The sequence below is a fragment of the Tsukamurella sp. NPDC003166 genome (genome assembly GCF_040611135.1).
Taxonomy (GTDB): domain Bacteria; phylum Actinomycetota; class Actinomycetes; order Mycobacteriales; family Mycobacteriaceae; genus Tsukamurella.
The window spans coordinates 85,546-111,024 of sequence record NZ_JBEXNL010000006.1; the positions used below are offsets into that span (position 1 = coordinate 85,546).

The 25,479-nt window shown below is 70.2% G+C and carries 24 protein-coding genes; 4 read left to right on the plus strand and 20 right to left on the minus strand.

All coding sequences use genetic code 11. The annotated features are described in order from the left end of the window. Positions 1 to 94 precede the first annotated feature (94 nt). The 8 genes from ABZX10_RS09430 to lspA all read right to left on the minus strand — a co-directional run bounded on the left by ABZX10_RS09430 (position 95) and on the right by lspA (position 9,297). Positions 95 to 1,159 carry an IS110 family transposase gene (locus tag ABZX10_RS09430; RefSeq protein ID WP_355537783.1) on the minus strand — a complete coding sequence of 355 codons (1,065 nt, stop codon included), beginning with the start codon at positions 1,157 to 1,159 and terminating at the stop codon, positions 95 to 97. Positions 1,160 to 1,433: 274 nt separating this feature from the next. After that, positions 1,434 to 3,227, minus strand: coding sequence for an ABC transporter ATP-binding protein (locus ABZX10_RS09435; RefSeq protein WP_355538223.1), 1,794 nt, complete (start codon positions 3,225 to 3,227; stop codon positions 1,434 to 1,436). Positions 3,228 to 3,259: 32 nt separating this feature from the next. Then, positions 3,260 to 4,990: an ABC transporter ATP-binding protein gene (locus ABZX10_RS09440; protein ID WP_355537786.1), complete on the minus strand. Its 1,731-nt coding sequence runs from the start codon at positions 4,988 to 4,990 to the stop codon at positions 3,260 to 3,262. Further along, positions 4,987 to 5,619, minus strand: coding sequence for a TetR/AcrR family transcriptional regulator (locus ABZX10_RS09445; protein WP_355537789.1), 633 nt, complete (start codon positions 5,617 to 5,619; stop codon positions 4,987 to 4,989). The genes ABZX10_RS09440 and ABZX10_RS09445 overlap by 4 nt, the downstream gene beginning before the upstream one ends. Positions 5,620 to 5,698: 79 nt before the next feature. Further along, complete coding sequence (locus ABZX10_RS09450) at positions 5,699 to 7,066, minus strand: DUF1731 domain-containing protein (RefSeq protein ID WP_355537792.1); 1,368 nt, start codon at positions 7,064 to 7,066, stop codon at positions 5,699 to 5,701. An 83-nt stretch (positions 7,067 to 7,149) separates the two neighbouring features. Then, positions 7,150 to 7,803, minus strand: a complete 654-nt coding sequence (locus ABZX10_RS09455) for a hypothetical protein (protein WP_355537795.1) — start codon at positions 7,801 to 7,803, stop codon at positions 7,150 to 7,152. Beyond that, on the minus strand, positions 7,800 to 8,726 hold the full coding sequence (locus tag ABZX10_RS09460) for an RluA family pseudouridine synthase (RefSeq protein WP_355537798.1): 927 nt from the start codon (positions 8,724 to 8,726) through the stop codon (positions 7,800 to 7,802). Before ABZX10_RS09460 ends, ABZX10_RS09455 begins: the two co-directional genes overlap by 4 nt. Then, positions 8,719 to 9,297 carry a signal peptidase II gene (gene lspA, locus ABZX10_RS09465; protein ID WP_355537801.1) on the minus strand — a complete coding sequence of 193 codons (579 nt, stop codon included), beginning with the start codon at positions 9,295 to 9,297 and terminating at the stop codon, positions 8,719 to 8,721. Before lspA ends, ABZX10_RS09460 begins: the two co-directional genes overlap by 8 nt. Between lspA and ABZX10_RS09470 the strand changes: the two genes are divergently transcribed. Beyond that, positions 9,296 to 10,306 carry a hypothetical protein gene (locus tag ABZX10_RS09470; protein WP_355537804.1) on the plus strand — a complete coding sequence of 337 codons (1,011 nt, stop codon included), beginning with the start codon at positions 9,296 to 9,298 and terminating at the stop codon, positions 10,304 to 10,306. The genes lspA and ABZX10_RS09470 overlap by 2 nt on opposite strands. A 39-nt stretch (positions 10,307 to 10,345) precedes the next feature. Here ABZX10_RS09470 and ABZX10_RS09475 read toward each other — a convergent pair whose 3' ends face one another. Beyond that, positions 10,346 to 10,843 (minus strand): hypothetical protein, encoded by a 498-nt coding sequence (locus ABZX10_RS09475; RefSeq protein ID WP_355537807.1) that lies wholly within the window; start codon positions 10,841 to 10,843, stop codon positions 10,346 to 10,348. A 103-nt stretch (positions 10,844 to 10,946) separates the two neighbouring features. On the opposite strand from ABZX10_RS09475, the gene ABZX10_RS09480 reads away from it, so the two are divergent. Beyond that, the gene (locus tag ABZX10_RS09480) at positions 10,947 to 11,891 is read left to right on the plus strand and encodes an asparaginase (protein ID WP_355537810.1); all 945 of its coding nucleotides are present in this window, start codon (positions 10,947 to 10,949) and stop codon (positions 11,889 to 11,891) included. 70 nt (positions 11,892 to 11,961) lie between these two features. On the opposite strand, the gene ABZX10_RS09485 is transcribed toward ABZX10_RS09480, so the two are convergent. Both ABZX10_RS09485 and ABZX10_RS09490 read right to left on the minus strand, forming a co-directional pair. Continuing rightward, positions 11,962 to 13,134 carry an acyl-CoA dehydrogenase family protein gene (locus ABZX10_RS09485; RefSeq protein WP_355537813.1) on the minus strand — a complete coding sequence of 391 codons (1,173 nt, stop codon included), beginning with the start codon at positions 13,132 to 13,134 and terminating at the stop codon, positions 11,962 to 11,964. Beyond that, complete coding sequence (locus tag ABZX10_RS09490) at positions 13,131 to 14,294, minus strand: CoA transferase (RefSeq protein WP_355537816.1); 1,164 nt, start codon at positions 14,292 to 14,294, stop codon at positions 13,131 to 13,133. The genes ABZX10_RS09485 and ABZX10_RS09490 overlap by 4 nt, the downstream gene beginning before the upstream one ends. A 65-nt stretch (positions 14,295 to 14,359) precedes the next feature. Here ABZX10_RS09490 and ABZX10_RS09495 point away from each other — a divergent pair, with 65 nt between their 5' ends. After that, positions 14,360 to 14,752, plus strand: coding sequence for an SRPBCC family protein (locus ABZX10_RS09495; RefSeq protein ID WP_355537819.1), 393 nt, complete (start codon positions 14,360 to 14,362; stop codon positions 14,750 to 14,752). 108 nt (positions 14,753 to 14,860) lie between these two features. Next, positions 14,861 to 16,489 carry a DUF222 domain-containing protein gene (locus ABZX10_RS09500; RefSeq protein ID WP_355537822.1) on the plus strand — a complete coding sequence of 543 codons (1,629 nt, stop codon included), beginning with the start codon at positions 14,861 to 14,863 and terminating at the stop codon, positions 16,487 to 16,489. A 27-nt stretch (positions 16,490 to 16,516) separates the two neighbouring features. On the opposite strand, the gene ABZX10_RS09505 is transcribed toward ABZX10_RS09500, so the two are convergent. The 9 genes from ABZX10_RS09505 to ABZX10_RS09545 all read right to left on the minus strand — a co-directional run bounded on the left by ABZX10_RS09505 (position 16,517) and on the right by ABZX10_RS09545 (position 25,440). Further along, positions 16,517 to 17,059: a DUF4190 domain-containing protein gene (locus ABZX10_RS09505; protein ID WP_355537825.1), complete on the minus strand. Its 543-nt coding sequence runs from the start codon at positions 17,057 to 17,059 to the stop codon at positions 16,517 to 16,519. Positions 17,060 to 17,305: 246 nt separating this feature from the next. Further along, on the minus strand, positions 17,306 to 18,685 hold the full coding sequence (locus ABZX10_RS09510) for a DNA polymerase IV (protein WP_355537828.1): 1,380 nt from the start codon (positions 18,683 to 18,685) through the stop codon (positions 17,306 to 17,308). 3 nt (positions 18,686 to 18,688) lie between these two features. Further along, positions 18,689 to 19,081 (minus strand): PIN domain-containing protein, encoded by a 393-nt coding sequence (locus tag ABZX10_RS09515; RefSeq protein ID WP_355537831.1) that lies wholly within the window; start codon positions 19,079 to 19,081, stop codon positions 18,689 to 18,691. Further along, on the minus strand, positions 19,078 to 19,329 hold the full coding sequence (locus ABZX10_RS09520) for a type II toxin-antitoxin system prevent-host-death family antitoxin (protein WP_355537834.1): 252 nt from the start codon (positions 19,327 to 19,329) through the stop codon (positions 19,078 to 19,080). The genes ABZX10_RS09515 and ABZX10_RS09520 overlap by 4 nt, the downstream gene beginning before the upstream one ends. 51 nt (positions 19,330 to 19,380) lie before the next feature. Next, positions 19,381 to 22,545, minus strand: a complete 3,165-nt coding sequence (gene ileS, locus ABZX10_RS09525) for an isoleucine--tRNA ligase (RefSeq protein ID WP_355537837.1) — start codon at positions 22,543 to 22,545, stop codon at positions 19,381 to 19,383. Positions 22,546 to 22,782: 237 nt separating this feature from the next. Then, complete coding sequence (locus ABZX10_RS09530; protein WP_355537840.1) at positions 22,783 to 23,421, minus strand: hypothetical protein; 639 nt, start codon at positions 23,419 to 23,421, stop codon at positions 22,783 to 22,785. 34 nt (positions 23,422 to 23,455) lie between these two features. Beyond that, positions 23,456 to 24,286 carry a DivIVA domain-containing protein gene (locus tag ABZX10_RS09535; protein WP_355537843.1) on the minus strand — a complete coding sequence of 277 codons (831 nt, stop codon included), beginning with the start codon at positions 24,284 to 24,286 and terminating at the stop codon, positions 23,456 to 23,458. Between the two features lie 163 nt (positions 24,287 to 24,449). Continuing rightward, on the minus strand, positions 24,450 to 24,740 hold the full coding sequence (locus tag ABZX10_RS09540) for a YggT family protein (protein ID WP_355537846.1): 291 nt from the start codon (positions 24,738 to 24,740) through the stop codon (positions 24,450 to 24,452). 22 nt (positions 24,741 to 24,762) lie between these two features. Beyond that, entirely contained in the window at positions 24,763 to 25,440 is a 678-nt protein-coding gene (locus tag ABZX10_RS09545) for a cell division protein SepF (protein ID WP_355537849.1), read from the minus strand. Positions 25,441 to 25,479: the final 39 nt, after the last annotated feature.

A 25,479-nucleotide genomic window follows, 5' to 3' on the forward strand; every position in this document is an offset into this window, starting at 1 on the left:
TCGTCCGTTCTTCTCGGTCACCAGCCTAACGCGCGCACTTGCAACAACCTTGGCAACGACCTGTTCGCGGACCGGCGCGACGCTCCTATGGGTGTCAAGTAGTCGAAGGGTGCTCTAGGAGGCGGTAGAGGTCGCGGGCGATGTAGCGCTTGAGACAGCGTTTGATCTCGCGCGGGGTCTTGCCTTGTGCGGTGCGGCGGGAGGTGTAGTCACGGGTGGCCTGGTCGTAGCGTTGCCGGGACAGGACGATGGTGTGCAGAGCACGGTTGACCTGGCGGTCGCCGTGCCGATTGAGGCGGTAGCGGGTGGTGACCTGCCCGCTGTTGGCGGGGATCGGTGCGACGCCGGCGAGCATTGCGAACGCCGCTTCGGATCGGACCCGGCCGGGATGTGACCAGGCGCATAAGAGCGTGGCGGCGACGATCGGGCCGACGCCGAGTTGCGCGAGGAGGTCCGGCCGCCAGGCTTTGACGATCGCGAGGATCTGCTTTTCGTGCTCGTCGGCTTCCTTCCGCAGTGTCTGCACTCGACGTGCGAGCGTCTTGAGCACTGTTGCGGTGGCGGCGGTTTCTGTGTCCCAACTGGTGCGAGTGCGGAGCTTCGCGGCGATGGCCACCATCTCCGGCAGCGGGCGTCCGCGCAGGATCTCCCGGAGCGGCTCAGGTGCGGCGATGACCAGGCTGAACAGTTGCCGCATCGCAACGGTGTAGCCGTCAACGGCGGAGCGGCGGGCCGCGAGTAGCACCGACAATGCTTGCCGGTCTCCTGCCGCACGGGGTGTTCCCAGTTCGGGCCGGGACAGCGCTTCGCGGGCGGCGCGGATCGCGTCCAGTGGGTCGGATTTCGCGCCGTGCCGTCGTTGCGCTCGTTCGGGGCGGTCGAGTTCGATCACCAGCTCCTCGCGCACCGCGAGTGCGCGGGTCAGGCCCGCGCCGTGGCCGCCGGTCCCTTCGATCGCCCAGGCCCGCAGCTGTGAGTGCCCGTCGGCGAAGTCGAGCAGCTGCTGGTAGCCGTCGACGGTGGTGGCGACGGTGATCTGATCGAGCACCGCGCCGGTGCGTGCGTGCACCGCGGCGGCGGTGTGTGTTTCGACGTGCGTGTCGACTCCGATGACGACATCCACGATTTCCGTCAGACTGGTCATGCGTTCCTCCAACATCCGGTGGGACCAATAGGTGGTTCCGGTCCGGGAGGAGTCACGGCGGGACTGTGACGGGACACGATCGCGGCGCTGCAACACCGCGGTCGGTCAAGCTCCTGATCAGGCCAGTCGCTCCGACCGGGCCGGTGCCGACAATCCCCGAACGGACAAGTCGCGACAAGGGCACCACGGCCAGTCAGATCAAGGGTCACATCCGAGGATCGTCAGCTACAGCCCACCACCGAAACGCCGATCCTGCAGGCACATCGAGGTGGCAGATCCATCCTCACAGTCAGATCTCGACACCCTCGAACTGCGCGCGGTACAGATCGGCGTAGTGCCCGCCGGCGGCGAGGAGCTCCTCGTGCGAGCCCTGCTCGACGATGCGCCCGTGATCCATCACGACGATGACGTCCGCGTCCCGGATGGTCGAGAGCCGGTGCGCGATGACGAAACTGGTCCGGTCGGCCCGCAGGGCGTGCATGGCCTGCTGCAGCAGCACCTCGGTGCGCGTGTCGACGGAACTGGTGGCCTCGTCGAGGATGAGGATCGCCGGCTCCGCGAGGAAGGCGCGGGCGATGGTGATCAGCTGCCGCTCGCCCGCCGAGACGCTGCCCGATTCGTCGTCGAGCACCGTCTGGTAGCCGTCCGGTAGGGAGTGGGCGAACCGGTCCACGAAGGTTGCCCGCGCTGCGGCGTACACCTCCTCGTCGGTCGCGTCGAGACGCCCGTACCGGATGTTGTCCATGATGGTGCCCTCGAACAGCCAGGTGTCCTGCAGCACCATGCCCATCCTGCGACGGAGATCGGCCCGCTCCACCTCGGCGATATCGACGCCGTCGATCGTGATCCGCCCGCCGCTGAGCTCGTAGAACCGCATGATCAGGTTGACCAGGGTCGTCTTGCCGGCGCCCGTGTGCCCGACGATCGCGACGGTCCGCCCGGGCTCCGCGACGAGGTTCATGCCCTCGATGAGCGGTTCGCCGGGCCGGTAGCCGAAGGAGACGTCCTCGAAGGCGACGCGGCCGCGCGTGGGCTCCGGCAGCGCGCCCGGCCGGTCGGCGACCTGCTCCTCCGCGTCGAGGATCGAGAAGACCCGTTCGGCGGAGGCGACGCCCGACTGGAGCATGTTCACCATCGACGCCATCTGCGTCACGGGCTGGGTGAACTGGCGGGAGTACTGGATGAAGGCGATGACATCGCCGAGGCTCATCCCGCCGCCGGCGACCCGCAGACCACCGACCACGCACACGGCCACGTACTGCAGGTTGCCGACGAACATGCTGATCGGCATCACGAGGCCGGAGAGGAACTGCGCGCGGTAGCTCGCGTGCATCAGGGCGTCGTTCTCGGCGGCGAAGCGCTCCTCCAGCGCGCCCCCACGGCCGTAGACGGTGACCAGATCGTGTCCGGTGAAGGCCTCCTCCACCTGGGCGTTGAGCGAGCCCGTGGACTTCCACTGCGCCACGAAGTGCTTCTGGCTGCGCTTCATGATCTGGCCCGCGAAGACCACGATCAACGGGATCACGACGACGGCGACGGCCGTCAACAGCGGCGAGACGACGAGCATCATGACGAGCACGCCGATCACCGTGAACGCGGAGACGATGAGCTGGCTCAGCGCCTGGGTCAACGACTGGCCGAGGTTGTCGATGTCGTTGGTCACCCGCGAGAGCAGCTCACCGCGGGGTTGTCCGTCGAAGTAGCTCAGCGGCAGCCGGTTCAGCTTCTCCTCCACCTCGCGGCGGAGCGCGTACATGACCCGCTGCACGGCCCCGTTGAGGAGGTAGCCCTGCACGTACTGGAGGGCCGCGCTCGCCACGAACAGCACGATCACCCAGACCAGGATCGTTCCCACGCGGTGGAAGTCGATGCCCGGTCCGTGCCGCAGTTGCGAGCGGAAGCCGTCGTAGATCGCGTCGACGGCCGTGCCCACCACCTTGGGTGCGAGCACGGCGGCGGTGACCGAGCCGACCGAGAGCACGATCGCCGCCGTCATCGCGGCGCGCTGTTCGCGCATCCGCCCCAGCAGCCGTCTCAGCGACGGCCAGAAGGTCATGGCTTTCTGGTTGGGCGCCCCCGCCATCGCGGCGGCCGCCGTCCGCCCTCCCGGTCGCGTCATGCCGCACTCCCCGCCGTCGCCTGGCTGCCGGCTATCTCCTGATAGGTCGGGCAGGTCTCGAGGAGCTCGGCGTGCGTGCCGTGGCCGACGACCGCGCCGTCCTCGAGAACGATGATCTGATCCGCGCCCGCGATGGTCGAGATGCGTTGCGCCACGATGAAGACGGTCGCGTCGCGGGTGTAGGGCCGCAGGGCCGCGCGCAGCTTCGCGTCGGTCGTCAGGTCGAGCGCCGAGAAGCTGTCGTCGAACAGGTATATCGCGGGTTTCGCGACGAGCGCGCGGGCGATCGCGAGCCGTTGGCGCTGCCCGCCCGAGACATTGGTGCCGCCCTGCGCGATCGGTGCGTCGAGACCGCCGAGCTCCGCGACGAAGTCGGCGGCCTGCGCGATCCGCAGCGCCTCCGCGAGGTCGTCGTCGGTCGCGTCGGGATTGCCGAACCGCAGGTTCGAGGCGACGGTGCCGCTGAACAGGTAGGCGCGCTGCGGCACGAGGCCGACATGGCCCCACAGCGCATCCGACCGCAGCTCGCGGACGTCCACGCCGTCGTAGCGGACCGCGCCGCCGGTGGCGTCGAACAACCGTGCCAGCAGGTTGATCAGGGTGGTCTTGCCGGAGCCGGTCGACCCGATGATCGCCACCGTCTCCCCCGGTCGCGCAGTCAGATCCACGTCGCGCAGCACGGGCTGCGCCGCGCCCGGATAGCACATCGTGACCTGGTCGAGTTCGACGGTGCCGGTGATGGCCGGCAGCGGATCCGGGTGCTCCGGCGGTGCGACGGTGGGCGGCGTGGACAGCACGTCGGTGATGCGGTCCGCGGCGACGGAGGCGCGCGGAACCATCATCACCATGAACGTGGCCATCATCACCGACATGAGGATCTGCATCATGTATTGCATGTAGGCGGTCACGGAGCCGATCTGCGCGGAACCGTCTGCGATGAGATGCGCGCCGAACCACCAGACCGCGACCGTGGACAGGTTGAGCACCAGCATCACCCACGGGAACATGATCGCCATCAGCCGCATCACCCGCACCGAGGCGTCCGTGAGCGCGGTGTTGGCATCGTCGAACCGGTCGAGCTCGACGGGCTCACGGACGAAGGCCCGGATCACGCGGACGCCCGTGAGCTGTTCCCGGAGAACACGGTTCACGGCATCGAGCCGGGTCTGAACGAGCCGGAAGCCGGGGATCATCTTCGCGATCACCACGCCGAGAACGGCGCCGAGCACCGGCACGGCCACGACCATCAGCCAGGCCAGACCCGCCTCCTCCCGGATGGCCATGAAGACGCCGCCGACCGCCATGAAGGGCGCCTGGATCATCATCGACAGCGACATCAGGACCAGCAGCTGCACCTGCTGAACGTCGTTAGTGGTGCGCGTGATCAGGGACGCCGCACCGAATTTCGACACCTCGCGTCCCGAGAACCGGCTGACCGCGCCGAACAGGGAACGTCGGGTGTCCCGGCCGAAGGCCATGGAGCTGCGGGCGGCGAAATAGGTGGCACCGCCCGCCGCGATCATCTGGATCAGGGTGATCCCCAGCATGATCGCGCCCATGCGCCAGATGTAGCCGGTGTCGCCGGGCGTGACGCCGAGGTCGATGATCTTCGCGTTGATACTGGGCAGCACCAGGTTCGCGATGACGCTGACGAGTTGGAACACGGCCACCGCGAGCAGCCAGGGCCGGTGCCGCAGGTGCGCGGCGACGAGGCGGATCAGGGTCACGGAGTGGTCCTTCCGGCGGCGGGGGCTGAGGTGGCTGAGATTCCGTCGAGCAGGACGTCGACGATGCTGCGGGGCGAGAGCACGTCCCCGTGGCTGATGTGGGGGTGGCTGCCGGAGAAGGTGAGCAGTCGCAGCAGATGGATCGCCTCGTGCGGCGGGACGCTGAGCTGGTCGGCGTCATCGCCGATCACTCCGGCCAGACGCTCCACCAGCGCAGGCCCCTCCTCCTGCGCACGGCGTCGCGAGCCCTCGTCCTGCACGTGGGGCGGCGAGACCATGCCGAGCGCGGCCATCAGTCCGAACATCTGCTGGAATCTGCTCTGCAGGACCTCGACGAACAGGTACAGCCGCTCGCGCAGCGGAAGCACCGGGTCGATCGCGTCGATCCGGTCGAACAGGTCGCCTATCACGAAGGACTCACGCACGACCGCGTCCAGCAGCGCCTCCTTGGACTCGAAGACGCGGAAGATCGTGCCCTCCGCGACGCCCGCGGCCGCGGCGATCTGTTTGGTGGTGGGGACGGTGCCGTGCTCGAGCAGCGCGTCCCGCGTCGCATCGATGAGCGCCGCACGCCGCTCGTCCTGGGGCAGATGCGGCGCGCGCGTCCGAGAGCCGTTAGCCGCGTGCACGACTGTGAGGTTACAGAAGTGAGCGCCCACTCACAACTGGTTTTCGCGCAGCGCGAACCGGTGTCCGATCCGTCCCGATTCAGCCCAGCAGGTCGGACAGTGCGCCGTCGAGATGCGGGTGCCGGAAGACGAATCCGGCGGCGGGGAGCACCGTCGAGGTGGCGTGCCGACCCGTCAGGCCGAGGGCGGGGTCGCTGCGCATCCCGATCGCGCCGAGCGCGAGCATCGGGGCGGGCGTGGGCGGCGCGGGCGGCCGCCGCAGGTGGCGGCGGAGCGCGGCCATGAGGTCGGCGTTGCGGACGGGGTACGGCGCTGCGGCGACGACCACCCCGTCGGGCAGGTCGACCCCCGGCTCGATCCCGAGGCCCGAACGGACGATCGCGAGCCAGTCGTCGCGGTGGATCCAGCTGAACCACTGTCGTCCGTCGCCGAGGCTGCCGCCGAGGAAGGCCTTCGTGACGCCGACCATCTTCGCCATCGCGGGCGAGTCGGTGTCCAGCACGATCGAGGTCCGCAGAACGGTCAGGTGTGCGGTCTCCGCGTCGGCGGCGGCGTCCTCCCACGGGCGCGCGACGCCGGTCATCTGCGGCAGGCCAGGCTCGGGCAGCGGAGTGTCCTCGGTGCACCACCGCTCCCCCGCGTCACTCCAGATCGCGGTCGTGCTCGCCTGCACCCAGCGCGCGACGCCGCGGCCCCGGGCCGCCTCGACCAGGGCGCGCGTGGCGTCGACGCGGCTCGCCGTGAGCGCGGCGATGTTCGCGGCGGTCGGGCGGCAGTCCACGAGCTTGCCGGCGAGGTTGATGACGGCGGTGTTCGGCGCCTCCAGTACCGCGGCCCACGCGCCTACGGTGCGCCCATCCCACGTGACCTGCGGGTACGGGACATCGGCGCGGATCGAGCGAGTGAGGATCGTGACGGCGTGGCCGCGGCGCACCAGGTCGGCCGCGATCCGCCGCCCGAGCGCGCCGGTGCCGCCCGCGATGACCACGTTGAGCGGGTCCTCGGTCCGCGGCGGCCCCGCGAGGATCGCGAGACGCGCGAGGCTCGTATCCGCGTCGGCGGCGAACCTCCGCGCCACCAGGCGGTCGAAGAGCGGCCCGGAGGCACCGTCCGCCGTCACGGTCTGCTCGACGACGGTGCCGCCGTCCTGCGGGGTCAGCGTCCAGCGGAGGGTCGTGGTGCCGGCCGGCTCCTCCTGCGTGATCGCGAGCGCGCGCCCCGGCGCGAACTCCGTCACCGTCGCAGGCGGTGCGAACCGGCGGTGGATCCAGGAGCCGTGCAGGTCGGGCATCCAGTCGAGACGAGCGCCGAGCGCGACCGGGTCGCGCAGCGACGCCGAGACGACGAAGGGCTGCCAGCGCGGGAGACGCTCGAGGTCGACGAGCACGTCCCACAGCGCCTGCGCCGGAAGGGCGATGAATCCTCGGGTGCGATGCACGGTTGACATGCCTCCGACGCTAGTTCGCCACAGCGCGGATTCCCTGCACGATCACGGAGAGAACTCTCACATCGTGAGATGGATCGCATGACTCACGCCCGGGGTACCGGACGATCGTCGGGGCCGGGGGTCGCGAGGTCGGTAGAGGACGGCAGGAGGGCGGAGAGGCCGAACCGGGCACCGTCGTCCGGCATGACCTGCACGGACCGGACCCCGGGACGCCCCGCTACCGCGCGCAGTGCGTCGCCCGAGCCGAGCACCGCCACGCCGACGACGGCGGGAACGCCGGCCCGCAGGCGCGCGGCGCTCACGCGGGCCACTGCGACGCCGCGCGGCCCCGGCGCGGCGAGCCCTGGCATGGCGAGGGCCGCGAGCTCCGGCACCGCGGCGACGCCCTCGGCACTCTGGCCGGGCGGCACGGTCGCCGTGGGGGTCGCGACGCCCGGGATCGACACGCGCACGAGCACCCGGCCGATCCGGTCGAGTGAGCCGAGCCGAGTCCACACGTCGTCGGCGGACCACGGCGCGGCCGGCGAGACCAGCGCCCAGCGGCGCTCGCCCGCCGGGGCCGCCGCCAGCGACGCACGCGCCTGCCCCAGGTACTCGGCCACGGATTGGCCGGACTGCGGGCCGAGCCGCTCGCCGTCGAGCCGGGCGACCCGCACCGGCGTGGCGGAGCCGAGCCAGAACGCAAGACCCAGCGCGACCGCGACCAGCGCGGCCCAGCCGGTCAGCGACCTGATCACGCGTCGCGCAGGACGTCCAGGGCGTGCTGCAGGTCGTCCGGGTAGGGCGAGGTGAACTCCACGTACTCCCCCTTGGTGGGGTGGGTGAAGCCCAGGGTGCGGGCGTGCAGCCACTGCCGGTCGAGCCCCAGCTTCTTCGCGAGCACCGGATCCGAGCCGTAGGTCTGGTCGCCGCAGCACGGGTGGTGCAGCGCCGCGAAGTGCACCCGGATCTGGTGCGTGCGCCCCGTCTCGAGGTGCACGTCGAGCAGCGTCGCGGCCTGGAAGGCCTCGATCGTGTCGTAGTGCGTGATCGACGGCTTGCCGTCCTTGGTGACCGCGAACTTCCAGTCGGAGCTGCGGTGCCGGCCGATCGGCGCGTCGATGGTGCCCGACATCGGGTCGGGGTGGCCCTGCACCAGCGCGTGGTAGCGCTTGTCGACGGTGCGCTGCTTGAACGCCCGCTTGAGCACCGTGTACGCGCGCTCGGACACGGCCACGACCATCACGCCGGACGTGCCCACGTCGAGGCGGTGCACGATCCCCTGCCGCTCGGGCGCGCCCGAGGTGGAGATCCGGAAGCCGGCGGCGGCGAGGCCCCCGATCACCGTCGGACCCGTCCAGCCGACGGACGCGTGCGCGGCGACGCCCACGGGCTTGTCGACGACGACGATGTCGTCGTCCGAGTAGATGATGGTCATGCCGGGGACCGGCTCGGCCACGATCTCCAGCGGCCGCGCGGGCTCCGGCAGAGTCACGTCGAGGAGCGCGCCGGCGCGGAGCTTGTCGGACTTGCCGACCACGGCACCGTCGAGCGTGACGGAGCCCTCGACGACGAGATCCGTGACGACGGAGCGCGAGAGGCCCAGCAGGCGGGCGACGCCGGCGTCGACCCGGAGCCCGTCGAGGCCGTCGGGAACGGGCATGGTGCGGGACTCACGCATCGCGGGCCTCCTCGCTGTGCGCGACCGGCTCGGCGGCGTCGTCGTCCTTGGGCTGCTTCTGACCGAAGCCCTCGTAGGGGTCCTTGCCGAACAGGGTGAGCGCGATCAGCAGCACCGCGGCGCAGCTGATCGCCGAATCGGCGGTGTTGAACACCGGGAACCAGTCGCCGACGGAGAAGAAGTCGATGACGTGGCCGCGGAAGACGCCGGGCGCGCGGAAGATCCGGTCGGTGAGGTTGCCGAGGGCGCCGCCCAGGACCAGTCCGAGGCCGATGGCCCACGGGATCGAGGTGAGCTTGCCCCCCATCCGCACGATCCACACCACGACGCACACCGCGATGATCGTGAGGATCCAGGTGTAGCCGGTGGCCATCGAGAAGGCTGCGCCGGGGTTCTTGACGAAGATCAGGCTGAAGGGCCCCAGGACCTCGATCTTCTCGCCGTAGCTCATGTTCCGCACGACCCAGGTCTTGGCGCCGAGATCGATGAGCAGCACTGCGACCGCGACCACCGCCAACAGGATGCGCGGGTTCCGATACCAGCTCGGGCGTGCGGTTGCGGGAGAATCCATGCCCTCCATCATCCACTACGGTGGCGGTGTGCATGGCAGACGGTTGCGGCTGGTCCCAGTGGTGTTGACCTCGACGGTGGCGCTGGGCGCCGCGTTGGCGGGGTGCGGTGGTACCGATTCCGGGGGCGGCGCGGCGTCGTCGTCCGCCGCTGCCCGGCAGTCGGTCGCCGCGCCCGCCACGACCGCCGGGTGCACGAACACACCGCCGACGCTGCCGGGGACGGCGGTCACCGTCGACGTTCCGCAGGCGAAGGTCGTGCTCGGCGGGGCCGGCACGGGCGCGCAGAGCGCGCTGACGGTGCGTCCGACGGCCGTCGCCCAGTACGCGCTGTTCACGAATTCGCTGCAGGTGTCCCAGGTGTCCGGCGAGCAGCCCTCCGGCGGTAACCGCGACGTGACGCTGCCGATGGTCGTGCAGCCCACGTGCGGCGACCCGCTCGACGTCTACGTCTTCTTCGGAGCCCCGACCTCCACCGACCCCGCGACGACCAAGGCCCTCGAGGTCGAGGCCGGCACCGTCGGGCGGGTGCGGTTCGCGCCGACCGGCGAGGTGCGCTCGTTCGTCATCGCGGCGCCGCCCGGGGTGTCCGCCGACGCGCAGTCCGCGTTCGAGCAGGCGCTGCTGCAGACCTTCCTGCGCCTCGTCCCGCTCCCCGCGGAACCGGTGGGGATCGGCGCCACCTGGACCGCGACGAGGAGCATCCGCGCCGACAGCAACCTGACCCAGACCATGACCGTGACGCTGGGCGGCACCATCGAGCGACCCGAGCTCACCGCGAAGGTGGACGAGTCGCCCGACGATTCGGTGTTCCGGGTTCCGGGCAGCGGCACCACGCTGACCGTCGAGAGCTACACGTCCGAGGGCAACGGCACGGTCCGGCTCGATCCGGCCCGCGCGTTCGGCACGGGCGGGGTGCAGCTGCAGGGCGGCCGGACGCTGGTGGGCGACGACCCCGCGAAGAAGCTCGTCCAGCGGACGGGCAGCGTGTACCGCTTCGACCCGAAGTAGTCGCCGAGCCCGACGTCGGACGGCGCGGCGTCGGGGAGGTCAGTGGCAGGAGGGCGAGTCGCGCCCGACCTGCATGATCATCTGGCAGGCGTAGGACTTCTGCAGCTTCCACCGGCCGTCGTCGAAGACGAGCGTGGCGTAGGCCAGCTGGTTGGTACCGCCCATGAGCACGGAGAACTGCGCCTTGGCGACGCCCGGCTGCTCCAGCACCGGCTTGCTGATGTGCCAGCTGACGGTGGGATTGTCGGTCCGGAGCTTGACGAGCTCGTCGAACAGCGGGCCGTCTGCGGTCGTGGCGCCCTGGACCAGCAGGATCTTCTGCTCCAGCGGCACCTTCGGGTCGATCGCGCGGGAGAGCATCTCCTCCAGCTGCTGGGTCGACGGTGCGCGGTCCGGCGTGGTCGACGGTGCCTCGGTCACCTCGACCGACGCGACCGACGGTCCGCTCGACCGTGATTCGGCGTTCTGCCCGCCGCACGCACCGCAGGCCAGGCCCAGGAGTACCGCGACGGGGGCCATGAAGACCCGTCCGCGCATCGAGAAGTTCACCTCCGTTCGGCCGCTGCTTCGCCGCCTCCACTATGCCAAACGATGCGCGGTCCGGCGCCGCGCCCTGCGCGGAGCGTGCGATGCTGCACGCATGCCTGACGTGATCGTGCTCGCGACCGGCGGCACCATCGCCAGCCGCCACGACGACTCCGGCGCCGCGGTCGCCGCCGACTCCGGCGCGGACCTGCTCGGGTCGGCCGGGGAGGTCGCCGGTGTCACCGTGACGGTGCGCGACGTGGTCCGGGCCGACTCGTCGGCGCTGACGCTGGACCAGCTCGACGCCATCCGCGCGGCCGTCACAGAGGCGCTGTCCTCGCCCGACGTGGCCGGCGTGGTGGTGACCCACGGCACCGACACCATGGAGGAGACCTCGCTCCTGGTCGACCTCGCGCACGCCGACCCGCGGCCCGTGGTGTTCACGGGGGCCCAGCACCCCGCCGACTCGCCGGACGCCGACGGCCCGGCGAACCTCGCGGGCGCGATCGCCGTGGCCGCCGACCCCGCGTACCGCGGGCTCGGGGTGCTGCTGTCCTTCGCCGGGGAGGTGCAGACGGTGCGCGGGCTCGCGAAGGTCTCGACGACGGCGCCCCAGCCCTTCTCGGGCGGCCTGCCCGTCGCAAAGCTGGCCGGGACGGCGCCGCACCGACTGCTGGCCAAGAACGCGCCGATCGCGGACGTCCGGGTCGACGTCGTCGCCTCCTATCCGGGGGCCGACGGTGCCCTGGTCGACGCCGCCGTCGCCGCGGGCGCCCGGGGGATCGTGCTGGTCGGCACCGGCAGCGGCAACACGACGGTGGAGCTCGCCGACGCCGTGCGCCGCGCGATCGACGGCGGGGTCGTCGTCGTGGTGTCAACGCGGATAGTCGCCGGACCGGTCGACGCGGCGTACGGAGGCGGAGGCGGCGCTGCGGACATGGTGTCCGCCGGCGCGATCCTCTCCCGGCGGTTGCGCCCCGGGCAGGCCCGGATCGTGCTCCTGGCATTGTTGGCCGCCGGCGTCGGTCCGCGGTGGATAGAGGCGTACCTGGGCCGGTAGCCGGCCGTCGGACCTGCGGACCTGCGGACCTGCGGGCCGGCGCACCGTCGGACGTGCGGGCCAGCGCGGGTCAGCGGAAGGCGGGGACCCCGGTCATCGCCTGGCCGATGACGAGGGTGTGCATCTCGACGGTGCCCTCGTAGGTGAGCACGGACTCCAGGTTGTTCATGTGCCGGATCACCGGGAACTCCAGGGAGATGCCGTTGGCGCCCAGGATCGTTCGCGCCGTGCGGCAGATCTCCAGGGCCTCGCGGACGTTGTTCAGCTTGCCGAGGCTGACCTGCGACGGGTGCAGCGTGCCCGCATCCTTGCGGCGGCCGAGGTGCAGCGCCAGGAGCAGTCCCTTCGTGTACTCGAGGTTCATGTCCGCCAGCTTCTGCTGCGTCAGTTGGAATCCCGCGAGCGGACGGCCGAACTGCTCGCGCTGGATCGAGTAGCTCAGCGCCGCCTCGAGGGAAGAGCGCGCCGCGCCGAGCGAGCCCCAGATGATGCCGTAGCGCGCCTCGTTGAGGCAGCTCAGCGGCCCGCGCAGGCCCCGGACCTCCGGGAAGGCGAACGTGTCCGGCACGCGGACGTCGTCGAGGACGAGCTCGCTGGTGACCGAGGCGCGCAGCGAGAGCTTGTGCTTGATCTCGGGCGCGGAGAAGCCGGGCGTGTCCGTCGGGACGACGAAGCCGCGGATCCCCTCGTCGGTCTGCGCCCAAACGACGGCGACGTCGGCGATGGATCCGTTGGTGATCCACATCTTCCGGCCCGTGAGCACCCAGTCGTCGCCGTCGCGGCGGGCCCGGGTGCGCATGTTCGCGGGGTCCGAGCCGTGGTCGGGTTCGGTGAGACCGAAGCAGCCAATCGCGTCGCCGGCCGCCATGCGCGGCAGCCACTGCTGCTTGATCTCCTCACTCGCCCAGCGCCAGATGGCGAACATGGCGAGCGATCCCTGCACCGAGACCATTGAGCGCAGCCCGGAATCCACCGCCTCCAGCTCGAGGCAGGCGAGGCCGTAGTGGCTGGCGGACATGCCCGCGCAGCCGTAGCCCTCGAGGTGCATGCCCAGCACGCCCAGCGAGCCGAGATCGCGCATGAGGGCCCGCGGGTCGTCGATCGCGCCGGCCTCGAACCAGTCCGCTACATGGGGCAGGACGCGCTCGGTGCAGGCCTGCCGCACGGACGCGCGCACGGCCTTCTCGTCGTCGGACAGCAGGTCGTCGATGCCGGCCAGGTCGAGGGGTGCGGGCGTGCTCATGAGTGGTTCCTGCTCTCGTCGGGGGTGTGCAGTTCTGTGCGGACGGCGTCGTTGTGTTCGCCGAGGGTCGGGGGCCGGCGGTAGTCGGTGACGGGCGTGCGTGAGAAACCGATCGGGTTGCGCACCTGGTCGATCGCGCCGCCGCCCACCGGGATCCGCGGGGCGAGTCCGAGCCGTTCGGCGAGCGCGAAGCCGGACGCGATGTCGCCGACGGTGCCGGCCGGTACTCCGGCGGCGGTCAGCCGGCCCACCCACTCCTCGGCGTCCTCGTCTGCGAGGCGCTCCTCCAGCGCGCGGCGCAGGTCCGCGCGGTGGCGCACGCGCTCCGGGTTGGTGGCGAACCGGGGGTCGTGCGCCAGTCCGGCGGCCCCGACGGCGGCCGCGAGCCGAGCGAACTGGCCGTCGTTCCCGCACGCCACGGCCAGCAGCCCGTCGCGGCAGCGCAGGGTCTCGTAGGGCGTGATGGACGGGTGCGTGTTGCCCAACCGCGACGGCGACTGACCCGTCGCGAGGAAGTTCGCGCCCTGGTTCGCGAGTGAACCGAGCAGGGAAGACAGAAGATTGACCTCGACGTGTTGCCCGAGTCCCGACCGTTCGCGTTCGTAGAGGGCGGCCAGTATCCCTGCGACGGCGTCTTTCGCGGTGAGCACGTCGACCAGCGCGACGCCGACCTTCATCGGGTCGCCGTCGGGATCTCCCGTGATGCTCATGAGGCCGCCCACGGCCTGCACCAGGAAGTCGTAACCGGGCAGCGCTGCGCCACCGTCGGACCCGAATCCGGTCACCGAGCAGTAGACGAGGCGCGGGTTGAGCGCCGCGAGCTCGTCGTAGCCGAATCCCTTGTCGCCCAGGGCCCCGGAGCGGAAGTTCTCGACGAGGATGTCGGCGCGGCGCACCAGTTCCCGAGCGGCGGCGCGGTCGTCCGGATCGTCCAGGTCGAGCTCGACGCTGCGCTTCGAGCGGTTCGCCGACTCGAAGTACGCGCTCGTCGACGCGGTCCACGGCGGGCCCCACCGGCGGGTGTCGTCGCCCACGCCCGGTCGCTCGACCTTGATCACGTCCGCGCCCAGATCCGCCAGCATCACCGTGGCCAGCGGGCCTGCGAGCACGCGGCTGAAATCCGCGACCATGATGCCGTCGAGTATCGGTGCCACAGTCATCGATTCCCCATGCCTGCACGATAACGCCACCGCCGTCCCGCTCCGGGCGGGACTACCGTGGAACGATGACTGAGGAGTCCCGCCACATCAGCGTCGTGATCCGTCGGCCCGCCGAGGAGGTCTACGAGTTCGCGCGCGATCCCGAGAACCTGGTCGCGTGGGCCGCAGGCCTCGCGACCGGCGTGCGCCGCGACGGCGACGATCTCCTCACCGACTCCCCGATGGGCGAGGTCCGGGTGCGGTTCGCGCCGGACAATCCGTTCGGCGTGCTCGACCATGATGTCACGCTGCCCGACGGCACCGTCGTGAACAACCCCCTGCGCGTGCTCACCCACCCCGACGGGGCCGAGGTGCTGTTCACCGTCCGGCGGCTCGGCGCGAGCGACGCAGAGTTCGAACGAGACTGCGCGACGGTCCGGGCCGACCTCGAGCGCCTGCGAGATCTGCTGACTCACTGACCGAGAATCACTGCGCACCGCCAGATAGCCAACATAGAACAATAGTTCCATTCGGTGGCTCGCGTTCGATTCAGCGCGTACAATAGGAGGCGAGAAGAGGGGGGCGCAATGACCACGCTGACCAGCACAGCAGTTGACTATCACGCAGCCCTCGAAGCGTTCGAATCAGCCGCGGAGATGCTCGCCGGAGCGGACCCCGTGATGCTGTCCTCCCAGCAGACCCTCGACGCTCTTCTGCGGCTGGAGACCGCCGCCCGGAAGGTCCCGTACGCGCAGAACCGGATCGCGCAGGCCAGCGTGGAACATCGGGTACCGGATGAACTCGGCTACACCGGCCTCAAGGAACTCCTGCAGCAGCAACTGCACCTCGGCGGCGGCGAAGCCCGCGACCGGATCCACGGCGCACGTTCTCGCGTCCCCCGCCGCGAGCGCGGTTTCAGCCCCGAACCCTCCTACCCGCTGCTCGCCCAGGCGCAGCGGGACGGCCTGGTGTCCGAACGTCACGCCGCGGTCATCGACCGGATCCTGCACGAGGCGGGCAAACGCACCCTCGACCCCGGAATCGAAGTCCTCGAAGACATCCTCGTCACCGCCGCCACCACGATGACACCGGAGAGCCTGGCGAAGGCGGGCAAGCATGCTCTGGACCTCATCGACCCCGACGGTGCCGAACCCGACCACGACGCCATCGCCCGCAAGCGCGAACTGCACCTCGGAAAACAGGGCGACGATCTGATGTCCGGCCTCAGCGGCGCAGTGGACCCCACCTGCCGCGCCCTGCTCGAGACGATCATGGAGAAGTTCGCGCGCCCCGGCGTCCTCAACCCCGACGATCACGATGCACCCATCGACCCCGATGACGCCGACGCCGTCCGGGAAGCCGCGAAACACGACCAGCGCACCACCGCGCAGCGCTGCCACGACGCCCTCCAACACGCCCTCGGCATCGCCCTCGGATCCGGCGCTCTGGGCTCGCACCGCGGCGTACCCTGCCAACCGATCATCACCCTGCGCCTCGACCAACTCGAATCCGAGACAGGTATCGCCACCACAGCCACCGGCGGCCGGATGCCCGTCCCCGACGCCATCAACCTCATGGGAATCAATCCCCGATACGTACTGCTCCTGGACCTCCAGAACCGGCCCCTGTTCCTCGGCCGGACCAAGCGCCTCGCGTCTGCGGATCAGCGCATCGCCCTGTACGGGTCCGAACGCGGCTGCTCCGCGCCCGGCTGCGACGCACCGGCGACGCGCTGCCAGGTGCATCACGTGACCGACTGGGCCGAAGGCGGCAAGACCGACATCACAACCCTCACACTCGTCTGCGACGCACATCACGGGAAGGTCGTCCCGCCCGCCGAGCGCGATCACCGCCCCGGCTGGGAGACCATCACCCTCCGAGACGGGCTCGGCAGCGACGGTGACTACGCGGGACGCACCGGGTGGCGACGCACCCGCGATCCGAACCGCGCATATCGCGTGAACCACACGCACCACGCGGACGAACTGCACCGCGCCGCCGTCGAACGCTGGAAGCAGCGCCGCGCCCAGTTCATCGACCACTGGCGCCGCGAGGACCTCCGCCAGCAGTATTACGACGCCGTCGGCACCACGTACGAGGACATCGCCGCCATTCTCGACGGACCGCACGGCCCGCCGATCCTCGAAGCCCTCCTCGCCGAACACGACGCCGAGACCGCGTGGCAGACCAGCTGTCCGGACGCCCACGCCGCGTGACTCAGCGCGCCCGGATCACTGTGCGCGTCAGAAGCCTCCGGCTGAGCCCACCGCCGCGATCGCCGCGATGATGACCGCGATCGAGATCGCGAGGGACACGTACCCGATGATGAGCGCCGCGAGCGCCATGCCGTCGCCGGCCTCTCCGCTGCGGCGGATCTGCCCGCGAGCGATGTGCCCCATGATGATCCCGGCGGGCGAGAACACGAACGCCAAGACCAGCGCGGCGATCGCGAGCGAATTCGTCTGCCCGGCAAGCGCAGTGACTCCCTGCGCGCGGTCGGCTGTCACCGCTGCGCCGTCCGCCGTGTATCCCACCACCGGATAGATCGGCTGCCCATCGTCTGTGAAGCCGATGTGGGCGGGCCCTTTGGGCACGGCCACCCTGTCGCCCGGCGTGTGGCGCACGATGACCACCGGGATGCCGATGACTAGGATCAGCAGGCTCGCCAATCCAAGCAGAGCTCCCCCGAATACATCTCCGACAGCGCCCACGACCAGCCCACCGACTACGACGAGCAGAATCTTGAGCCACAGCGGTCGACCCACCTGGGCGGCCGTATCCGACACAGTCACTTCTCCTTCAGCAGATTTGTCGTGCCGCAATCGTGAACAGCCCCCCACCCCTTCCGCAAGGTTTCGCCGTCGAATCCTCCGATCAGACGACACTCCCGCTACACCGTGCTGCTCCCGCGATCGTCATGGCGATCGCAGGAAGTGCTGACAGTCGCACGAGCGGATCGCGGTGCGCGCGGAAAGGTCTCAGTGTCGCGGGAACGAATGGCTGCCGCGGGAACGCCGCGCAACCGCGAGGACTCAGTCGTCCTCGCCGTCCGCGGCGCGCAGGTGCTCGGCGGGCCAGTCGAGGGAGTCGAGCGGATCAGCCTCGCGGAGCAGTGCATCGTCGGCCTGGAAACTGCGCATGCGGCCCGGGCCGGAGGTGCGCGTCTCGAACCGCACCGACAGCACGCCGTGCCCGGCGCCCTGCACCCAACCGTGGCCGAACTCGGGGTGCCGCACGTCCATGCCCGGGCGCCAGCCGATGACGGCATCCGGCTCCTCGACGTCGGGCTCCGGAGCAGTGGCACCGACCTCGGCGACGTCGGGGGCACCGTCGCCCTCCTCGCCGAACAGAGTGAACTGCTCGACGCTGCTCAGCCCCGAGAAGCCGACGCCGACGAGCCGCAGGCCGCCGATCTCCATGGGGTCGAGGGCGAGGCGCTGGGCGGTCGCGGTGAGCACGGCACCGTCGGTGGTGGCGGACGGCAGCGTGGCACTCCGGGTGAGCAGGGACATGTCCGACCGCTTCAGCTTGAGCACGACGGTGCGCGCCCCGCGCCCGTCGCGCCGCAGCCGGCGCAGCGCGTGCTCGGCGCTGCGGTCGATCTCGCGGCGGAGGGCGTTCATCGTGGTCACGTCGGTCTCGAGGGTGTGCTCGGCGCTGATCGACTTCGCCTCGCCGTTCACCGCCACGGGCCGATCGTCCTCGCCCCGCGCGAGCCGGTGCAACGCCGGGCCCAGCGTGGCGCCCAGCACCGAGACCACCTCGACCTCGCTCATCGCGGCGAACTGACCGATCGTGTCGATCCCCAAGCGGGACAGCCGCTCCCCCGCCACCGGGCCGATCCCCCAGAGCTTGCGGACGGGCAGCGGGTACAGCATCGACTCCTGCGCGGCGGGCGGGATGACGGACACCCCGTCGGGCTTCGCGAGCCCGGAAGCGATCTTCGCGGCCTGCTTGCCGGCCCCCGCGCCGACGGAGGCGACGAGCCCCGTCTCCGCCAGGATCCGGGCGCGCAGTTCCTCCGCGAAGGCCACCACCTCCGACGAGGACGCCCCGGCGAGCTCGGCGGGTTCGCCGAAGGCCTCGTCGAAGGACAGCGTCTCGACGACCGGGATCAGCCCGCGCACGGCTCCGAAGACGCGCCGACTGACCGTCCCGTACAGCGCCCCGCGCGGCGGCAGCACGACGGCGGACGCACCGACGAGCCGGCGCGCCTGGTGCATCGGCATCGCCGAGCGCGCACCGAAGACGCGCGCCTCGTACGAGCAGCCGGCGACCACGCCGCGGCCACCGAGCCCGCCCACGAGCACGGGACGCCCGCGCAGGGTGGGCCGGGTCAGCTGCTCGCAGGACGCGAAGAAGGCGTCCATGTCGAAGTGGAGCACCCAGCGGTGGCTGCGGTCGTCGGTCACGGACTACACCGCGACGACGCGCAGAAGGTCGTCGAGCCCCGCGAAGTCGTCCGGATTCCGCGTGTAGACGTCCAGCCCGTGCGCGTGCGCGGTCGCGGCGATCAGCAGGTCGGCGAGACGGCGACGAGGCGCTCGCCCGCGACGGAACGCGGCTGCGGCGACCAGCCCGTAACTCGCTGCTGCAGTGGCGTCGAACGGGATCGGCTCGAACACCGCAGTCACCTCCTGCAGCCGGAGCTGCCGGCGCGCGGCCTCCATCGGGTCCGATGTGAGATGCGGAGCAGCAGCGAGCTCGGCCGCCGTGATCGCCGCGATCGCAGTGACCTCCGGCATCGCGTCGATCACCTCCGGCATCGCGATCAGCACGGACGTGTCCAGCAGACCGGGAGCGGTCACCACGGCTCCTGATCGGCCAGGGAATCCACATCGGCCCGGAAGGCCGCGGCGTCGATGTGCACGCCGCCGCCGAGCGCTTCCCGCAGCTCCGCTCGGCGCACGAACATCCGCCGCCCGGAGGCGACGGGGCGCAGCTCGGCGACCGGAGTCCCGTTCCGGGTGACCACGAAGGACTCCCCCGCCTCGACGGACTTCATCACCGCCGCGTTGTCGTTGCGCAACTCGCGTTGCGCGATCACCCGAGCCATGAGCCCACTGTAGCGCAGATCGCTACAGTGGGCGACAAGCGTTTTCGCAGGTCAGACCTTGGTGAGCCGGCCTCGGACACCATCGCCCAGATCCACACTGTCGGGCGCAGCACCGTCCAGGGAAGCGAACTCCAGCGACGTGGCCAGCACCTCACCCGCGATGAGGTCCCGGTGCTGCTCGGCGGCCGCACGGTGTTCCTCGGGCACGTCGAGGACCAGGGCGATCCGGTCGCTCACGTCGAGCCCGGCGGACCGTCGGGCCTCCTGCAGCTCGCGGATGCGGTCCTTGGCCCACCCCTCGGCCTCGAGCTCGGCGTCGACCGACAGGTCGAGCACGACGAGCCCGGCACCGTCGGGCAGTTCGGCGGTGGAGTCCGGCGCGGCGGCGACCAGCTTGCGGGTGTACTCGCCGTCCTGCAGCGCGATCCCGGCGGCCGTCACCACACCGTCGGAAACGGTGTAGTCGCCGGACTTCACGGCCTTGATCACCGTCTGCACGTCCTTGCCCAGGCGCGGGCCCGCCGCGCGGGCGTTGACCGCGATCTCGACCCGCCCGTACTGATCGGCGTCGGGCGAGACGGTGACCTCCCGGACGTTGACCTCGTCGGCGATGATCGAGGCGAAGGGAGCGAGCTTCTCCGCGTCGGGACCGGCGACGGTCAGCGAGTGCAGCGGCAGGCGCACGCGCAGCTTGTTCGCCTTGCGCACCGACGAGGCGACGGAGCACACGTCCCGGACCTCGTCCATCGCGGCGACCAACTCGGGATCGGCGGGCAGGTCCGACGCCGACGGCCAGTCGGTCAGGTGCACCGACTCGCCGCCCGTGAGGCCGCGCCACATCGCCTCGGTGGCCATCGGGAGCAGCGGTGCCGCGAGCCGGCACGTGGTCTCCAGAACGGTGTACAGCGTGTCGAAGGCACCGTCGTCCGAACCGTCCCAGAACCGCGCCCGCGAGCGGCGCACGTACCAGTTGGTCAGCGCGTCGACGAACAGGCGCAGCTCCTCGCAGGCGTCCGCGATGCTGCAGGTGTCGAGCGCCTCGGTCATGGCGTCGCGGGTCTGTGCGAGCTTCGCGAGGATGTACCGATCCAGCACGTCCTGCGAGTCCGTGCGCCACACCGCCGGCTTCTCCGCGTACAGCTGCAGGAACGAGTACGCGTTCCACAGGGGCAGCAGCGTCTGCCGCACGCCGTCCCGGATGCCCTGCTCCGTGACCACGAGGTTGCCGCCGCGCAGGATGGGCGAGGCCATGAGGAACCAGCGCATGGCGTCGGAGCCGTCGCGGTTGAACACCTCGTTGACGTCCGGGTAGTTCCGCTTGGACTTGGACATCTTGAGACCGTCGTGGCCGAGCACGATGCCGTGCGCCGCGACCGTGCGGAACGCGGCGGAATCGAACAGCGCCGTCGCCAGCACGTGCAGGTTGTAGAACCAGCCCTTGGTCTGCCCGTTGTACTCGACGATGAAATCGCCCGGGAAGTGCGTGTCGAACCAGTCCCGGTTCTCGAACGGGTAGTGCACCTGCGCGAAGGGCATGGAGCCCGACTCGAACCAGCAGTCCAGCACCTCGGGAACGCGGCGCATGGTCGACTGCCCGTCCTCCGGCGACCGGGGATCGTCCGGATTCGGCCGGGTCAGCTCGTCGATGTACGGGCGGTGCAGGTTCGTCGGGCGCACACCGAAGTCGCGCTCCAGCTCGTCCAGCGAGCCGTAGACGTCGACACGGGGGTACGCGGGATCGTCGGACACCCACACCGGGATCGGGGCGCCCCAGTAGCGGTTGCGGCTGATGTTCCAGTCGCGCGCGCCCTCGACCCACTTGCCGAACTGGCCGTCGCGGATGTGCGCGGGGTTCCAGGTGATGTCCTGGTTCAGCTCCAGCATGCGCGGGATGATCTTGGTGACCTCGACGAACCAGGACGGCACCGCCATGTAGATCAGCGGCTGGCCCGAGCGCCAGGAGTGCGGGTAGCTGTGCTCGATGGTCTCGTGGCGCAACAGCCGGCCCTTGGCCTTGAGATCCTTGGCGATCACCGGGTTCGCGTCGAAGACCTGGAGGCCCTCGTACGGCGGCACCGCGGAGGTGAACTTGCCGCCCGGGTCCAGCGGCTGCACGACCTCGATGCCGTACTTGCCGGTGGCGAGGTCCATGTCCTCCTCACCGAAGGCGGGCGCGAGGTGCACCACGCCCGTGCCGGAATCGGTGGTCACGTAGTCGGCGAGCAGCGTGACGTGCGCCTTCGGGTGGCCGGCGAAGAAGTCGAACGGCGGCTCGTAGGTCGCGTACTCCAGCTGGCGGCCCTTGTACCGGCCCTTGATCTCCGGCGATTCGCCCAGCTCGCGGGCGTAGTGGCCCAGCCGCGCCTCGGCCAGCAGGTAGTCCTTCCCGTCGAGGCCGGTGACGTGCACGTAGTCCAGGTCGGGATGCACGGCGATCGCGAGGTTGGACGGCAGCGTCCACGGCGTGGTGGTCCAGATCAGCGCCTCGACACCGTCGAGCTCCTCCAGGGAGGTGCCCTTGGTGCGCAGCGGCATCCCGACGGTGACCGCCGGGTCCTGCCGCATCTTGTAGGCGTCGTCGAGCTTGGACTCCTGGTTCGACAGCGGCGTCTGCTCGTACCAGGAGTACGGCAGCACGCGGTAGCCCTGGTAGATCAAGCCCTTGTCGTGGAGGGTCTTGAACGCCCACATCACGGACTCCATGAAGTCCAGGTCGAGCGTCTTGTAGTCGTTGTCGAAGTCCACCCAGCGGGCCTGGCGGGTGACGTACTGGCGCCACTCCTCCGTGTACTGCAGCACCGAGGTGCGGCAGTAGTCGTTGAACTTCGCCACGCCCATGGTCTCGATCTCGGACTTGTCCTTGATCCCGAGCTGACGCTCGGCCTCCAGCTCGGCGGGCAGCCCGTGGGTGTCCCAGCCGAACCGGCGGTCGACCTTCTTGCCGCGCATCGTCTGGTAGCGCGGGACGAGGTCCTTGACGTACCCGGTCAGGAGGTGGCCGTAGTGCGGCAGGCCGTTGGCGAAGGGCGGACCGTCGTAGAAGACGAACTCGTCCGCGCCGTCGCGGTTCGCGATCGACTTCCGGAAGGTGTCGTTCTCCGACCAGTACGCGAGGACGCGCTCCTCGAGGTCGGGGAACGACGGGGTGCCCGCCTTCGCGGGGGCGTCGTCGTCGCGGGTCATGTCGACCAGCGGATAGGGGCGCTTCTCACTCATCGTGACTCCTCGTGCCGTCTACTACCAGCACGGGGACGACTCCCGGCCTGTGGCCGAGCTCCGCGGTACCACCCCGCTTGCGCCTCCCCGATTTCTCCGGGGCCACGCCACTTCAACAGGGCTGTGACGGGCCCACCCGTCCGGTTCTACTGGGGCGTGCGCCCGTTCTTCCGGATGCTCCCCGGTGATGGCCGGATCAACGCAGTGCTACCGCTGAGGATAGCGAATCGTGCAAGATCATTTCTTGTCGGGATCGTCCGACTCCGGCTGCTGGGGCGGCGTCCACTCGGTGCCCCACGCCTGATCGATCCGGATCTGCGGGATCTGGTCGGTCATGTCCGGGTCGTACTTCCCGGGCGCGAACAGCCCGCGGGTGCTCTCGTCGTCGGTGTCGGCGGGCGACTCGTGCTCCCACCCGGTGGGCCCGCTGAGCGGCCCCACCGCGAACTGTGCCGTCGGACGCGCATCGTCGTCCGGGCCGTCGTGCCGCCCGAACTCCTCGTGCCCGACGGTGCCGGCCTCTCGCGCCGCGTCGTCCACCGGTTCCGCGGCCTCGGAATCGTCCGATGCGCTCGCGGCCGGTGCGGTCGCCACCACTGGGCCCTCGGCGTCGTCCGTGTCATCCGCGGCCCGGTCCCCCGGGCTCCAGCCCCCGTCGGACGCTGTACCGCGACGCTTGCCGGATGCCTCGCCGGAGGCCTTGTCAGCCTTGTCCCGTTCGCCGCGACGGTAGGTGAGGACGTCGCCGAGCAGGAGGACGACGCCGATCACCGACACCACCACGCACGCGATGGCGAGCCAGAGGTTGGCCGTGATCAGGGCGACGATCAGCAGGATGAACCCGATGACCGTCGCCCCCAGAGCGGCTAGCAGCATGAGAACTCCGCCTTAGTACCGGCCGGTCCCAGCCCTACTTGTACTGCTGGTTGCCGCCGGCCGCGTTGCCGGGATCATTGAAGTCGCCACCGCGACCCTGGCCGTGATCGACCGGGGCGGCGCTGCGCAGCGACTGCAGCTCCTCGAGCTGACCTTCGAGGTAGGTCTTGAGGCGCGTGCGGTACTCGCGCTCGTAGGTCTTGAGCTGCTCGATCCGACCCTCCAGCACGGTGCGCTGCTGGTTGATGGTGGTCATGATCTCGGTGTGCTTCTGCTCTGCCTCGGCCTGCAGCGAGTCGGAGCGCTCCTGCGCCTGGCGCAGCTGGTTCTCCGACCGCGTCTGCGCGTCGGCGAGCAGGGCGTCCGAGCGCTGGCGCGCGTCGGCCACCATGGCGTCGGCCTTCTGGCGCGCGTCGGCGACCATGGATTCCGACTGGGCACGCGCATCCGAGACGAGCTTCTCCGCCTCGGAGCGCGAGTTGTTCGTGAGGCGATCGGCGGTCTCCTGCGCGAGGCCGAGCACCTTGGCGGCGCGCACGTGCGCCTCCTCGGTGGTGGCCGGCGTAGCGGCCGCGGCGACGGGAGCGACGGGCTCCTGCACGGCCGGGGTGTTCGCAGCGGGCGCGGCGAAGGCGACCGTGTTGCCGGCCGACGGCTGCTCGCCGCCACCGGCGCGGGCCTCGCCGAGCTCGCGCTCCAGCTCGGAGTTGCGCTGCTGCAGATCGTTGTTCTCGTCGATCAGCCGAGCGAGCTCGGTCTCGACCAGATCGAGGAACTGATCCACCTCGTCCTCGTTGTAGCCGCGCTTTCCGATCGGCGGCTTGCTGAACGCCACGTTCCGCACATCGGCGGGTGTCAGCTTCATAGGTCGTTTCCCCTCAATTCGGCTGCTCGACAGATCTCAAGTCACTCGGACCAACACTGTAACTAGTGCACATCCTGTCACACCAGACCCGTTTGTTCCTCATCACCCAACAATCACGCGATGAAATGTCCGATTCATCATGCACTGATGGCTCTGTCGACGTCTACGCGGCCAGGCTGCCGACCACGCTCTGCGCGATCGCCACCAGGAGAAACAGGACGATGAAGGCCAGATCGAGCCGGACCTGGCCGAGCGGCACCGTCGGAATGATCTTCCGGAGCGCCTTCAGCGGCGGATCCGTGACGGTGAACACCCCTTCGAGCACGATCGCCACGATCCCCTTCGGGAACCACTCCCGGGCGAAGGACTTCACCAACTCGATCACCAGGCGAACGGTCAGGAGGCCCCAGAAGACCGAGAGGAGGATGAGGACGACGAGCCAGAATGCTTGCACCGGTACAGTCTGCCCGAATCCGTCAGCGGTTGTAGAAGCCGGTCTCCGCGATCCGCGCCCGGTCCTCGGCCGTCACGTCCACATCGGCGGTGGCCAGCATGAACACCTTGGTGGTGATGCGGTCGAAGGAGCCGTGCAGCGCGAAGGTCAGGCCGGCCGCGAAGTCGACGAGACGCTTGGCGTCGGCGTTGTCCATGGCCGTCAGATCCATGATCACCGGGATGCCGTCGCGGAACCGCTCACCGATCGTGCGCGCCTCCTCGTACGAGGTGGGACGCAGCGTGGTGATGCGGGACATCGGGTTCTCCTGGCTCAGCACGTCGGCACGGGTGTCCATCGCCAGCGCGCCCCGGGTGGACGTCGAGATGGAGCGCGAGCTGTCCCGCAGCGGCTCGAGGCGCGGCAGCCGAGCCTCGGCGCGGGCGGGCTCACGGTAACCGCGGTCGTAGTCGTCGTACGCGGCGCCGCGGCCGGCGTAGCCCTCGTCGTACGTCGGCTGGTAGCCGTCGTAATCGTCGGCGCGACGGCCGTCGTACGCGTAGCCGCGGTCGCCGCGGTAGTCCGAGCGGTAGTCGTCGAACTCGTCGTCGAGGCCGCGACGGCCGCGCGGCTGCGGCGTGCCCTCGTCGACGTATCCGTCGTCGTACGCATCCAGCGGAACCATGCCGAAGTACGCCTTGACCTTGTGCAGAGTGCTCATCTTTGCCCTTCCTCGGCGCCTGCATGGGCTGGTGTGACG